Raw genomic sequence first — 12,807 nt, forward strand, 5'->3', positions numbered from 1 at the left:
GTAGAAATGAAACAAGAAATAAAAATTAACGGGGTAGGTTATTTTGATTCGTTCTTTTCAGCAGTAGATATTTCAACTATGGCCAACTCTCTGAAAAAATTCGTGTTAGAAGAACACATAACAGAAGATAGTAAACCAGGGGAAATTCTAAATCAATTTATTGGCACTATCATAAGACAAATAGATTTAGATGAATTTAAAAAATTATCTCCTCATCTCTTTACATACCCTGTTCACTATGAGGATATTTTAGAAGTTGAACAAATTCCTGCATCATATAACCAACTACACTATCTACAAGAAAACATAGATTCTCTACTTCAAATTAAAACCATGACTACTCAACGAAGAGAGGAGAAATCAATGACTAGTATTGAAAATCTTAAGAATCTTTCAATCTTAGAGGTAGCTGATAAGTTGGGTATGGAAGTTAAACGAACAGGAACTCATACCTTCTCTTGGAAAGAACATGATTCCTTCACACTAAACACTAGAGACAATTATTTCAATTGGTTTGCTCGTTCAATTGGAGGGGATGTTATCAAGATGGTTCAAGTGGTACAGGAAGAACTTACAGGCGAAAAATACACTTTTAAACAAGCTAAACATTTCTTAGAGAATCAAGAAATTTCAGTTGCTAGTGCCACTATTGTTTCTGAAAAAGAACATTTCAAATACTACTTAGAACCTTTTGAAACAGATTTGAGAGAAGCAAGAGAATATTTACATAATATAAGAGGGCTATCTAATGAAACAATAGACTTTTTTATAGGAAAAGAGGTACTTGCGCAGGCTACTAAAAAAAGTGAAGATTATTTTGAACCTGTAATAGTGTTTAAGAGTCTAGACAAACATAATGAGGTCATAGGAGCATCCCTTCAAGGGATAGTAGAAAACCATTCACGATATGATAAAGGGCGCTTAAAACAAATTATGAGATCTTCTGATGGCACTACAGGAATGAATGTTGATATTGGAGAACCAAAACGTTTGATTTTTGCAGAATCTCCTATTGATTTAATGAGTTATTATGAACTTCATAAGGATAACCTTCAAGATGTCCGTCTAGTTGCTATGGATGGCTTAAAAGAATCAACTGTGAGTCGTCACGTAGCAGAACTCTTGTCTGAAGTTGGTGAACTGAATGACGAGGTTGACCAGGAGAAAAAATCTTCCTTCCTTGCTGAAACAGCTAAATTAAGCACTTTTTTTAAGGATGGTAATCATCAGGACTTAATTACACTTGCTATTGATAATGATGACGCAGGACATGCTTTCATTGAAAAATTGACAGCAAAAAAAATCGGCTTAACTGCAGATCTACCCTCAAAGATGGAAGGAATAGAAAAAATGGCTTGGAATGATTACTTAAAAATGAGCGAAGAAAAGGCCCTCGATAACTCTCAAGGGCAAATAAAAAAGATTGAGAACGTAGTCGGGGATTTTTCTGAGAATTCTCAGAAGGCAGCACCTCTACCTGAAGCGAATAAATCGCAACCTTTGAATGGCTCGTCACCGAACCAAACTCAGTCTCAATCTTCGCTCCATTTTACCATATTAGACGAAGAAAAGTCAATTTATAAACCTAATTATCACCCAATTAATGCAAATGAATTACGTAAGTTAAATAGATATGCACCACAGTTACAACAAACTGCTATCTGGTATTTAAATACAGTGGCAGATAGCAAGGTATCATATTTTTTCAAAGAAGAAGATGAAATTAAAATGGTTTCTGTCTTTTTTAAGAAAGAAAATTTTATGCATCTTACCGGAATAGCACCAGTAAAAGAAAATCAATCCTCGGAGAAATCATTACTTGACTTTGTCGAAGGTAAAGGAGAGTTTGATCATATTATGATTGCTAATCGGGGAGCAGCATTTAAGAAATTGCAAGTGTTATCTGACTTTGAAGCGGTTATTGATGCAAGTTCTTTCTATTTTGATAATTTATATCAAATTGAAAAATTTAACAGAATTAATTTATCTCAAGCAATCATAGCTAAAGATAAAAGCTTATTACTTGCATTGAGAGACATTGATGGTGTTGGAGTTCCTACTTCAGTTATGAAAGTTAGCAAAAATATGTCCTATGAACTAGAGGGAAATGAGAAAATTATCCTTGGTGTTTTTCGTGAACGAAAAGGACACATTGATAAACTCTCTATTAATGAAGAATATGTCAAAGATGGGGGTGAGGAACTGTTATCCATCTTAAAAAATGAAGAAGCTAAAAAAATAGCTGAAGCAACTAAAGAAGAAGCTACTCGTGATACTGATGGTGATAGGAAATCAAATCATGAAGAGCATAGTTTTGGTTCCCGTCCTATAGATAATAATCATCTAAAAGAAAAACCTCTTAATCGAAGTCAAGAGATTGTTTCAGATTCAGAGCAACAAAAAATTGAGAGGACTTATCAGTACAAGGGTTATTTACAGTCCGAAGCTGAAGGTAGCACCTCACCCGTACTTGAAACAAGTACCTTTGAACGCTCTGTTACCAGTCGCCCTACATTATCCTCTCAACATTTAAATTTTACCATAAAAGGAGGATTTAAGTCAACTAAGACAAGCATAGACCATTCTATCGATGAATACGATTTGAATAAATTAAATAGGAGGGGGCATGATATTCAGAAAGCGGCTCAATTTTATAGAGATAATTTAGCGAATAGTAAAATAAACTATTTTACTTCTGATGGAAATATTGTGACAGTCAACTTCTTAGAAAAGAACTTTATGCACTTGACAGGCTTAAAAATTGTAAATAAAAGAACACCTCCTGAACAAATTCTTTACGATTTTGCTAAAGGCGGAGAACTTAGCTACGAAGATATTCGTTTAAGTAACAATGATTTTTTCTTAGATAAAATAAAAATTTTAACCGATTTAGAAGTTGTTACCAAAGCAAGTTCCTTTTACTTTAGCCAACTACAAGATATACCTAGATATCAAGGACGCTTTGATGGTCTGATAAAAGCTGATGATAAAGATATTATGATTCTTTTTAGAGCTACTGAAGAAAATGGACTTCTTCCGGTTTCTGTGTTTAAAACAAGAAGAATACTAACTAAAGAATTAGAACAAGCTAATAAGAAGATTATTCTTGGAGTCTTCCGTGAACGTGATGGGCACTTTGATAAACTATCTATCAATGAAGAATATGTTAAAGATGGTGGTGAGGAGATGTTATCTATCTTAAAAGAAAAGAAGCAGAAGGAAGCTTCTCAAGACATTATTCAAAGTATAAATACTTTTGAGAACAATACTGTTAAATATGAAGGGATAGGAATGGAAAAAGAAGCAATATTTTTAGAAAAAATAGAACGAATCCGTAAAGAAAATGAAGATAAAAAAATAGCTGAAGCAAAGAAAGAAGAACTTTCTATTGATACTGATGGTGATGGAATTCCTGATGCGGTTGAGAGAAATCAGGGAACAAATCCTTACAGTCCTGATACTGATGGTGATGGGAAATCGGATCATGAAGAAATTAGTTTTGGTTCCAATCCTATAGATAGTAATCATCCCCAAAAAGAACAAGTAAAAAGTCTTTCAGAAATAATTGATATGAAAAATCCAAAAGAATTATACAATGTTTTAAAAGATGGAATAAAAGATTATTTCGAATCTGATACTTATAAAGAATATCTAACAGCAATGAGCAAATTCCATGAATATTCTCCTAGAAATGTGCAATTGATTTTAAAACAAAATCCACAAGCAACTTTAGTTACTTCATATTCAAAATGGAAAAACGAATTTGAACGACATGTAAATAAAGGAGAAAAACCTCTACGAATTATGGCACCTGTTTCTCTGAAAAAAAGAGATCCTATCACAAAGGAACCTATACTTGATAAAGATGGAAATGAACAGATATTTACTTCATTTAGACTTGTGTCAGTTTTTGATATTTCACAAACAAGTGGAAAAGAGCTTCCTAAGCCTGTTTACGAATTAAAAGGTACTTTTAAAGATTATGCTGTGTTATACAAATCTATGAAAGAAGTCTCAGAAAAAAATGGAGTTCCAATTAGATTTGAAGACATTGGAACAGGATCAGGAGGATATTACAGTAGACAAAACAATGAAATTGTTATTCAAACAGGTATGTCTGAAAAACAAACATTAAAAACTATTATTCATGAAATGGCACATTCAGAATTACATTCTATCGAAAAAATTCTTGACAATCCTCTATCACGAAGTGAGAGAGAACTTCAAGCAGAATCTGTTGCATTTGTAGTTTCAAACCACTATGGAATCGATACAAGTGAATATACTTTTGGTTATCTTGCTTCCTGGACAGAAGATAAAGAAGGATTGAAAGATCTTGAAGAACAAATTAATATCGTCCAAAAAGAAGCGAATATTCTTATTACAAAAATTGATACTGTACTTGAAAAATACAAATCAAAAGAAATTACAAAAAATGCTTTTGAAGAAAAAATTGATAGATTAAAATCTGAAAAAGTGATACAATCAGAAGAGAGAAGTCAATCTCCAAAAAAAGAACTATCAAGCGACAAAGAAGCGAATCTATAAATGATATTGTCGCTCAATTATCTGATGGATTTATATCAAGAAAAAAAACAAACGGAGGAATAAAAAATGAATGAAACAGTTGAAACAACATTGTTATTAAATCTATTCTATTATCAGAATGAAACATATTCAAGAAACGAAGTTTTCATTGAATCCAAAAAGAGAAAAGCTATTTCAATTTTAGATGAATATGCTGATGAACTAAAAGAAATTGATGAAGGTTTATATAATGAATATAAAGAAACAATTACTTTTCTTGAAGGTATTTCAGAAGAAGAATATCAAAATATTAAAAATGAAATTATTGAAAGTGTAAAGAAGTTTACTAAGTAGTTTAGTTAGGGGTTTGGGGATACCCAAAAATAAATTTAAAAGATTTACCTGCTCCCAAATATCAAATTATAAATATTGGGGGGCAGGATAAATCTTTTAAAAACAGCAAGGTGGTACCATCTTGCTATGCTTGCCAGTAAAAAGAATCGGAGTGTCTAAAAGAAGGAATTGTTCCTTTCATTATAGATGTTTTGAATAAGAAATGTTATTACTCTGCCTTGGAAACACTTCAACTTAGGGACAATAAAGAACCTCTATTGACTTATTTTCAGGGTGAACAAAAGAATTACATCAACGATTTAAAAAATAAAAATTTTGACGGAAAGATTAATCATGCCAAAGAGTATTCTCAAAAAGTCTAAGAGTAATATGTGAGAATTCAAGGATAATATTGAAAAGTCTCTGTTTTAGGTCGAAAAAGAAAAAGCTCTTGACAAAAGTCAAGAGCCATCTAACACTGGGGGCGAACTATTTAATCGCAATTCCGGTTATTTAGAAGGCGAACCCTCAAGGACAGCACCACAGCCTGAAGAGCCAAAGGCTCAACCTGATTTTCCTACCAATGTTCAGTTATATTTTAACATTGACAAGTCAGTAAAGTCAAGTTATCGGTTGCGTGGTGGCTACAAATACCCTGAAGATGCGGACATAAGGACTTTAAATAAGTATGCGGATGCTTTGCAACGGTCAGCACAACAATATTTAGATAGATTTGCCAATCAAAAAATCATCTACGCTTTTAACGAAGATAACCAACTGAACGCTCTGTTACCAGTCACCCTACGTTATCCTCTCGATATTTATACTTTACTATAACTTACTGAGGGAATCAACTTTAAAAGCATCAAAAAGCTCCTGACCAAAGTCAAGAGCAGTCAAACACTGGGGGCGAATTGTTCAATCGCAATTTCAGTTCTTTAGAAATCAAAGTTTCAGGGATAGCACTGCAACCCGAAGAGTCAACGACTCAATCTGATTTTCCTACCAGTGTTGAATTACATTTTAACATTGATAGACCAACATTGTCAACAGTTTATATAAAAATAGGAATACCAAAAGGAGGATTAAGAATGTTTAGTTTGTTTGAATTTGCAGTAGGGGTTCGCCTCTTGATGTTTGTAGTCTTTGTAGCCTGTGTCTATGGGGGAAATGCTCTGTTTGTGCATCTGGAACACCACAAAACAAAGTTCCTTTGGAAGCTTGCTTTTGTGACGCTCTATTCAATTTTTCTTCTCCTTATCACCTATGTTGTCTGGTTCGTTTTCTATTTTGGTTTAAATGCCTAAAGTCAATTATTCATCTAGATATACAGAAAATCCACCTCGCCTTGATAGATGGGATGGATTTTTCTATTTTTAGGTGCTATTTTTATTTTTACGATGATGATTTCTCACATCGAAAATCGAGTTAAGGCATATATGACTTATTTACACTTCTTTTTGTCTAAGTGGTAGGGCTTTTTTGTTTGGAAAGAAAGAAAATTCCCATGCGTCAGCTTTTGTAGTATAATAGTAAACAGACAAAAAGATAGGAATGTGTTATGAAAGTATTAGCTTTTGATACGTCCAGCAAGGCTCTTTCTCTAGCCATTTTAGAGGACAAGCAGGTTCTTGCTGAGACGACGATTAATATCAAGAAGAATCACAGTATTACCCTCATGCCTGCCATTGATTTTTTGATGGCAAGTTTGGATTGGACGCCCAAGGATTTGGATCGAATCGTGGTGGCGGAAGGGCCAGGTAGTTATACTGGCTTACGAATTGCGGTAGCAACTGCCAAGACCTTGGCTCATACCCTGAACATTGAGTTGGTTGGTATGTCAAGTCTATTGGCTCTGGTACCACGTCAACAAGAAGGCTTACTTGTTCCCCTGATGGATGCTCGTCGCAACAATGTTTATGCAGGATTTTATGAAAATGCCAAGCCTGTCATGTCAGAAGCACACCTGTCCTTTGCGGAAGTGCTAGAGCAGGTCAAGGATGCTGAACAGGTAACCTTTGTCGGAGAAGTTGGAGCCTTTGTGGAACAAATCCAAGAACAACTACCACAAGCCAGCTACCAAGAAAGCTTGCCAAATGCAGCTAATCTCGCTCTTTGGGCCTGGGATAAGGAAGCAGACTCCTTGCACGACTTTGTGCCAAATTACCTCAAACGAGTTGAGGCTGAGGAAAACTGGCTCAAGAACCACACCGAGTCTGGAGAGTCTTACATTAAACGCCTATGATAGAAATCAAACGAATTCAAGGACAGCCTGAACTAGCTAAAACCATCTACGCTGTTATGGTAGCTGTTTACCCAGTCAGTCCTTGGGCGCTGGAACAAATCCAAGCAGACCTGTCCCAAGATCAGACTTGGTATGCTCTGGCTTATGATGGGGTAGAAGTGATTGGATTTCTAGCCGTGCAGGAGAATCTCTTTGAGGCAGAAGTCCTGCAAATCGCTGTCAAAGGAGCCTATCAGGGTCAGGGAATTGCGTCAGCCTTGTTTGCAACATTGCCGACAGATAAGGAAATTTTCCTCGAAGTTAGAAAGTCAAACCAACGAGCGCAAGCATTTTACAAGAAAGAAAAGATGGCGGTCATCGCTGAGCGAAAGGCTTATTACCATAATCCAGTTGAGGACGCCATTATCATGAAGAGAGAAGTAAATGAAGGATAGATATATTTTAGCATTTGAAACATCCTGTGATGAGACCAGTGTCGCTGTCCTAAAAAACGACGACGAGCTCTTGTCCAATGTCATTGCTAGTCAAATCGAGAGCCACAAACGTTTTGGGGGCGTAGTGCCAGAAGTAGCCAGTCGTCACCATGTCGAGGTTATTACAGCCTGTATCGAGGAGGCTCTAGCAGAAGCAGGAATTACAGAAGAAGATGTGACAGCTGTTGCCGTTACCTACGGACCTGGATTGGTTGGAGCTCTACTAGTTGGCTTGGCAGCTGCCAAGGCCTTTGCTTGGGCGCATGGTCTGCCACTTATCCCCGTCAACCACATGGCTGGGCATCTCATGGCAGCTCAGAGTGTGGAGCCTTTGGAGTTTCCTTTGTTGGCACTCTTGGTCAGCGGAGGACACACCGAGTTGGTCTATGTGTCAGAGGCTGGCGATTACAAGATTGTTGGGGAGACACGAGACGATGCAGTTGGGGAGGCTTATGACAAGGTCGGTCGTGTCATGGGCTTGACTTATCCAGCCGGTCGTGAGATTGACGAGTTGGCCCATCAAGGTCAGGATGTTTATGACTTCCCTCGTGCCATGATCAAGGAAGACAATCTGGAATTTTCATTTTCAGGTTTGAAATCTGCCTTTATCAATCTTCACCACAATGCCGAGCAAAAGGGAGAAAGCTTGTCTACAGAGGATTTGTGTGCTTCCTTCCAAGCAGCTGTCATGGATATTCTCATGGTAAAAACCAAGAAAGCTTTAGATAAATACCCTGTTAAAACCCTAGTCGTAGCAGGCGGTGTAGCCGCTAATAAAGGTCTTAGAGAACGCTTGGCAGTCGAAATCACTGATGTCAAGGTCATCATTCCTCCTCTTCGACTTTGCGGAGACAATGCAGGAATGATTGCTTATGCCAGCGTCAGCGAGTGGAACAAAGAAAACTTTGCAGGCTTGGATCTCAATGCCAAACCAAGTCTCGCCTTTGATACTATAGAATAAAGAGTCAGCTTGAGGCTGGCTTTTTTTGCGCTCTTAAATGTCAGAATATTTTGACAAAACTATAAAAATGATGATATAATATGATATAATATGTAAAAATTAGGAGGTGGTCAGATGATTGAGAGAATGGAATTGGGAGAATTTTACAAGGAATTGCGCTTGGCGAGAAAACTCAAGCAGTCAGATGTGGCTTGTGCTGGACTGACAGCATCCCAGCTATCCAAGTTTGAACTAGGGCAGTCCATGCTGTCTGCGGATAAGTTGATCCTAGCTATCCAAGGGATAAATATGACCTTCGATGAGTTTGGGCACAAGCTCAACAACTATCAAGAATCCCCACACATGCGAATCGGTCGAAAAGTTGTGGATCGCTTTGCTCATCAAGATATAGCAGGTTTAGAGCAACTATTAGAGACGGTCGAGCAGGAACAGGTGGCACAGACTTATCGTCGTTTGAATGCTATTGTGATTAAAAACGCTATCCATTCTCTGGATAAAAGCTATCTACTTGAAGAGGAGGATCGTGAGTTTTTGACCACCTACCTCTATGCTATCGAGTCTTGGACCTGGTTTGAACTCTATCTTTTTTGCAATACCATGCCCTTCTTGAGCAACCAAGACCTGATTTTTTTATCAACCTCTTTACTTGAAAAATCCAAGGAATTTAAAGAATTGGCACACAATAGGCTGTATATGAAAAGTGGCTTTCTGAATATCATATCAGAGCTCATGGAGCGCAAACTTTTTTCTTATATCCCAATCTTTGAAGCCGAGTTGGAGAGTATGCTCCGTCCATACGATGTTTTTGAGAAACTATTGTGGCAGTTTTTAAAGAAGATGAGCATTTTCCTTCAAACTAAGGGAAGCAATCAAAAAGAGATTGAAAACTTTATCCAATCTCTGAAAGTATTAGAAAATCCACAATTAACAGCCCTTTTTGAATTGCGTTTTCGGCAATATAAAGCACTTATCGATTAGTTAAAGATGGGAAATGATAATAATATCAGCAACGATTGTCAATAATGTTATGATTTGTTTCTTCATTTCATGTCCTCCTACATAATGGTAACTATATTATATCAGTGAAATAATCAAATCAATCAAAATCGCAAATGTGAAATTTCCATAAGAAAAAATATCAAATATGCGATTTTTTAAAATAAGCCAATTTTCGTGTTATACTGTCCTTGTAAGACATTTGAAGCAAATCCTAGGTCGCAGAAGTGGTTTACAAATAGAAATAATTGAAGGAGTGTAAATGATGTTGAATTTACAATTTGCAGAAACAATGGAACTAACAGAAGTGGAGCTAGAGGCAGTTTACGGAGGAGATCTTGTGAATGTTGCGAATATCCCAGGTGGTGGAAATTGGGGAGGCTGGGGAGGCCTAGGGACACCTTGGTCAATCACTAATTTCTGGCAGAAATATTTTAACGATAAACCTGACTCTGATTATGACCGCCGACGTTATTAATATCCAAAGTCCTTGCCTTTTCTTGGGTAGGGGCTGTCTTTATTTCATAGTATAGGAGAAAATAGAATGAAAAAGATAATCTCACGTCACTACTTTATTATGGCTTTTCTACTAGTTATTGCTGACCAGAAGTTCAGTGGTCTAGTTTTACGCAGCAACCTTGTTACTGGTCTATCTGACTTTACCTATTATCTGTCGGATATGATGTTGAATTTTCTTGTGGTTTTATTTGCTCTTATTGCCATGATTTGGTCGGGAAAATGGCAACAAATCAACAGTAGAAAGTTTAAAGGATCCTATCTTGTCTATTCATTTTTAGCTCTGCTTGCTTTTGTTATTTGGAATTTCGTTACCTTTTTTCTTTTCCCACCTACTCGAAATGAAATTTCTTATCAACATGCTGCTCCTACTTTTACAGGAGCTACGGCATTTTTAATGTATTTTTTCTATCCTGTAATTGCAGGTCCCATTTTTGAAGAGATGATTTATCGTGGGTTGGTGATGACCGCTCTGGAAAAAGGAAAGAAATGGGGACTGGATGTGCTCGGTTCGGCTGCTTTGTTTGGAATCTTGCACATTAGTAACCACGGTTGGGTTTTGACAGACTTTTTCTCATATATGGGTGGCGGTCTCATATTTGCAGTCTTATTTAGAGTGACAAAGTCCATTTATTGGCCTATTGGGCTGCACATAGTCTACAATGGCATTGGTCAGATTTTGCCGTTGTTGTTTTAGAGTTTCTGCCAATCATAAAAACAAAGGAACTGACTAGCTAAGTATTATAAATAAGACTGTTTTTTCAGTCTTTTTTATTTTGACTGTCTGTTACTAGTTTTTGATCAATTCTTTGTTTCCTCATAATTCAGAGAACAAATCTCAAAATGTAATCAGAAAATTCAAAGTTTGTCAATCCTAACCTTTTTTGTATAGTAGAAATATGAAATTTACAAAAATAATCAGTAGTCTGCTTGCTCTTGGAGCTTTACTCATGCTTTTGTCAGCTTGCCAGAATATCAAAAAGACGCAACTAGTCTTGTTTGAATCCCTTTCTTTCGGTATGCCTGTTAAATCTTTTGAAGAAGTATTGGGAGAGGCTAGCGAGGTGGAGGAAGAAGAGGAAATGGCCTATCGCGATACTTGGCGTGCAGAAGACCCTTATTTCTATAAAACAGGCCGCCTTTTCTATGATTACGAAAATATTTCTTTGAAGGGCCATACAGGTCGAGTAAGATTCACATTTTCAAAGTCGCATCACTTGGAAACAGTAGCGGCTTATTTTCCCGTTACCTCAAAAGCTGAGCAGCAAGCATTGCTCAATAACTTATCCCAGACTGTAAAAAAAGAACTGGAGGCACTCCCAGATTACCAGTCCTTGACAACTGAGACAGTAGGCCTCTATGATGACGGTTATCGCTATAAGGTCAAGTTGAAGGGACAACAGTGGGAACTCTGGGTCGATGTCTATCCGACAGAAAATAAATATGCTACAGACACAGAAACCGATAAGTATACTATCCGAGTGGATCAATTTCTTATGTATCCATGATACTCCCTCTTCAGCACTTTTTGCTGGCAATAGGTTTCGAATCCGAAACTTTTTTCTCTTCTTTGAATATGTTATAATAGTCCGTGCTGTGGCTGTGATGATGAACAGCCTCAATTGGAGAAAATATGAGGAGAAGGATGAAAGAAAAAGGATTTTGGGAAGGTGTACAGGCAGCCATGCCGACTGCCCTTGGCTATGTCAGCATTGGCCTGGCTTGTGGGATTATTGGCGCGCCCTATGTGACACCTGTTGAGATGGGCTTGATGAGCCTCTTTGTTTATGCTGGGAGCGCCCAGTTTGCCATGTTGGCACTGATTGCGGTACAAGCGCCTGTGGCAGCTATTGCTATGACGGTCTTTTTGATCAACTTGCGACTCTTTTTGCTGAGCTTGCATGCATCAACTTATTTCCGTCATACTAGTCTCTGGCAAAATATCGGCATGTCTAGTCTCCTGACAGATGAGACCTACGGGGTTTTGATGGGCGAATTAGCCCATACAGACAAGGTCCATCCTATGTGGATGCATGGGAACAATCTCAATAGTTATATGGCCTGGTTTATTGGGACAGTTGCGGGGACAGCTTTAGGAGGGCTTCTTCCAAATCCTGAGGTCTTTGGACTAGACTTTGCCCTTGTTGGGATGTTTATCGGGATTTTTACCTCGCAATTTCAGATTATGCAAAGACGGGTTCCTGTACGGAATCTACTGCGGATCCTAGCCGTGGTTGCGGTGTCCTTCTTTTTGCTCTTGACAGTGGTGCCTCAGTCGCTAGCTGTTTTGTTTGCGACCTTGCTAGGTTGTACCATGGGGGTGGTCTTAGATGGTCAGTAAATATCTTTTGTTAGCCGTTATCTTTTCAGGCCTAGTGACTTGGATTCCCCGTATGATTCCTTTCATCTTGGTCAAGTACAAGGGGTTGCCAGCTATCGTTGAGCGTTTTTTGAAGTTCTTGCCTGTTTCCATTATCTTTGCCTTGATCCTCTCAAGCGTAGTGACCGGAAAGGTTGGGAGCCTTCCTCAGATCAAATGGCTGGACTTTTCAGCAGTCTTTCCAACGGCTTGGGTAGCCTTTCGCTACCGCAATCTAGTGGGTACGGTTCTTTTTGGAGTAGTCTTGATTGCAGTCTTGCGTCTGGTCTTTTAGTCAGCCATAAAAAAAACCTATCACCGAGATAGATATCATATAATGGCGAAAAAAAATATTTTCTGTTAAGATAGTACAGTATTCTATTTTGGAGGAAATGAC

The 12,807-nt window shown here is 37.6% G+C and carries 12 protein-coding genes; all 12 read left to right on the forward strand.

Annotation, left to right across the window (positions count from 1 at the left end; all coding sequences use genetic code 11):
• Nucleotides 1–6 precede the first annotated feature (6 nt).
• The 12 genes from NML69_RS03745 (at nucleotide 7) to NML69_RS03800 (ending at nucleotide 12,705) form a co-directional block, all read left to right on the forward strand.
• On the forward strand, nucleotides 7–4,548 hold the full coding sequence (locus NML69_RS03745) for a PBECR4 domain-containing protein (RefSeq protein ID WP_254725353.1): 4,542 nt from the start codon (nucleotides 7–9) through the stop codon (nucleotides 4,546–4,548).
• Between the two features lie 66 nt (nucleotides 4,549–4,614).
• On the forward strand, nucleotides 4,615–4,881 hold the full coding sequence (locus tag NML69_RS03750; protein ID WP_198459100.1) for a transcriptional regulator: 267 nt from the start codon (nucleotides 4,615–4,617) through the stop codon (nucleotides 4,879–4,881).
• A gap of 1,070 nt (nucleotides 4,882–5,951) precedes the next feature.
• Nucleotides 5,952–6,167: a hypothetical protein gene (locus NML69_RS03755; protein WP_254725354.1), complete on the forward strand. Its 216-nt coding sequence runs from the start codon at nucleotides 5,952–5,954 to the stop codon at nucleotides 6,165–6,167.
• 254 nt (nucleotides 6,168–6,421) lie between these two features.
• The gene (tsaB, locus tag NML69_RS03760; protein ID WP_254725355.1) at nucleotides 6,422–7,105 is read left to right on the forward strand and encodes a tRNA (adenosine(37)-N6)-threonylcarbamoyltransferase complex dimerization subunit type 1 TsaB; all 684 of its coding nucleotides are present in this window, start codon (nucleotides 6,422–6,424) and stop codon (nucleotides 7,103–7,105) included.
• The gene (gene rimI, locus NML69_RS03765) at nucleotides 7,102–7,539 is read left to right on the forward strand and encodes a ribosomal protein S18-alanine N-acetyltransferase (protein ID WP_254725356.1); all 438 of its coding nucleotides are present in this window, start codon (nucleotides 7,102–7,104) and stop codon (nucleotides 7,537–7,539) included. Before tsaB ends, rimI begins: the two co-directional genes overlap by 4 nt.
• A complete protein-coding gene (gene tsaD / locus NML69_RS03770) occupies nucleotides 7,529–8,539 on the forward strand; it encodes a tRNA (adenosine(37)-N6)-threonylcarbamoyltransferase complex transferase subunit TsaD (RefSeq protein ID WP_254725357.1) in 1,011 nt (336 codons plus the stop codon). Before rimI ends, tsaD begins: the two co-directional genes overlap by 11 nt.
• Before the next feature lie 114 nt (nucleotides 8,540–8,653).
• The gene (locus NML69_RS03775) at nucleotides 8,654–9,517 is read left to right on the forward strand and encodes an XRE/MutR family transcriptional regulator (protein ID WP_198459104.1); all 864 of its coding nucleotides are present in this window, start codon (nucleotides 8,654–8,656) and stop codon (nucleotides 9,515–9,517) included.
• A 283-nt stretch (nucleotides 9,518–9,800) separates the two neighbouring features.
• Nucleotides 9,801–10,013, forward strand: coding sequence for a peptide pheromone VP1 (locus tag NML69_RS03780; protein WP_198460232.1), 213 nt, complete (start codon nucleotides 9,801–9,803; stop codon nucleotides 10,011–10,013).
• A gap of 66 nt (nucleotides 10,014–10,079) precedes the next feature.
• Entirely contained in the window at nucleotides 10,080–10,748 is a 669-nt protein-coding gene (locus NML69_RS03785) for a CPBP family intramembrane glutamic endopeptidase (protein ID WP_198459105.1), read from the forward strand.
• A gap of 202 nt (nucleotides 10,749–10,950) precedes the next feature.
• Nucleotides 10,951–11,559, forward strand: a complete 609-nt coding sequence (locus NML69_RS03790; RefSeq protein WP_198459106.1) for a hypothetical protein — start codon at nucleotides 10,951–10,953, stop codon at nucleotides 11,557–11,559.
• Nucleotides 11,560–11,696: 137 nt separating this feature from the next.
• Entirely contained in the window at nucleotides 11,697–12,392 is a 696-nt protein-coding gene (locus tag NML69_RS03795) for an AzlC family ABC transporter permease (RefSeq protein ID WP_198459107.1), read from the forward strand.
• A complete protein-coding gene (locus tag NML69_RS03800; protein ID WP_198459108.1) occupies nucleotides 12,382–12,705 on the forward strand; it encodes an AzlD domain-containing protein in 324 nt (107 codons plus the stop codon). The genes NML69_RS03795 and NML69_RS03800 overlap by 11 nt, the downstream gene beginning before the upstream one ends.
• Nucleotides 12,706–12,807: the final 102 nt, after the last annotated feature.

Source organism: Streptococcus sp. CF8-6, from assembly GCF_024295845.1.
Classification (GTDB): domain Bacteria; phylum Bacillota; class Bacilli; order Lactobacillales; family Streptococcaceae; genus Streptococcus; species Streptococcus oralis_BO.

What these genes read in the sequence shown, in the direction of transcription:
- NML69_RS03775 (WP_198459104.1), top strand. Translation starts at nt 8,654, where the DNA reads ATGATTGAGAGAATGGAATTGGGAGAATTTTACAAGGAATTGCGCTTG.
- NML69_RS03750 (WP_198459100.1), top strand. Translation starts at nt 4,615, where the DNA reads ATGAATGAAACAGTTGAAACAACATTGTTATTAAATCTATTCTATTAT.
- NML69_RS03745 (WP_254725353.1), top strand. Translation starts at nt 7, where the DNA reads ATGAAACAAGAAATAAAAATTAACGGGGTAGGTTATTTTGATTCGTTC.
- rimI (WP_254725356.1), top strand. Translation starts at nt 7,102, where the DNA reads ATGATAGAAATCAAACGAATTCAAGGACAGCCTGAACTAGCTAAAACC.
- NML69_RS03795 (WP_198459107.1), top strand. Translation starts at nt 11,697, where the DNA reads ATGAAAGAAAAAGGATTTTGGGAAGGTGTACAGGCAGCCATGCCGACT.
- NML69_RS03755 (WP_254725354.1), top strand. Translation starts at nt 5,952, where the DNA reads ATGTTTAGTTTGTTTGAATTTGCAGTAGGGGTTCGCCTCTTGATGTTT.
- tsaB (WP_254725355.1), top strand. Translation starts at nt 6,422, where the DNA reads ATGAAAGTATTAGCTTTTGATACGTCCAGCAAGGCTCTTTCTCTAGCC.
- NML69_RS03790 (WP_198459106.1), top strand. Translation starts at nt 10,951, where the DNA reads ATGAAATTTACAAAAATAATCAGTAGTCTGCTTGCTCTTGGAGCTTTA.
- NML69_RS03785 (WP_198459105.1), top strand. Translation starts at nt 10,080, where the DNA reads ATGAAAAAGATAATCTCACGTCACTACTTTATTATGGCTTTTCTACTA.
- NML69_RS03800 (WP_198459108.1), top strand. Translation starts at nt 12,382, where the DNA reads ATGGTCAGTAAATATCTTTTGTTAGCCGTTATCTTTTCAGGCCTAGTG.
- tsaD (WP_254725357.1), top strand. Translation starts at nt 7,529, where the DNA reads ATGAAGGATAGATATATTTTAGCATTTGAAACATCCTGTGATGAGACC.
- NML69_RS03780 (WP_198460232.1), top strand. Translation starts at nt 9,801, where the DNA reads ATGTTGAATTTACAATTTGCAGAAACAATGGAACTAACAGAAGTGGAG.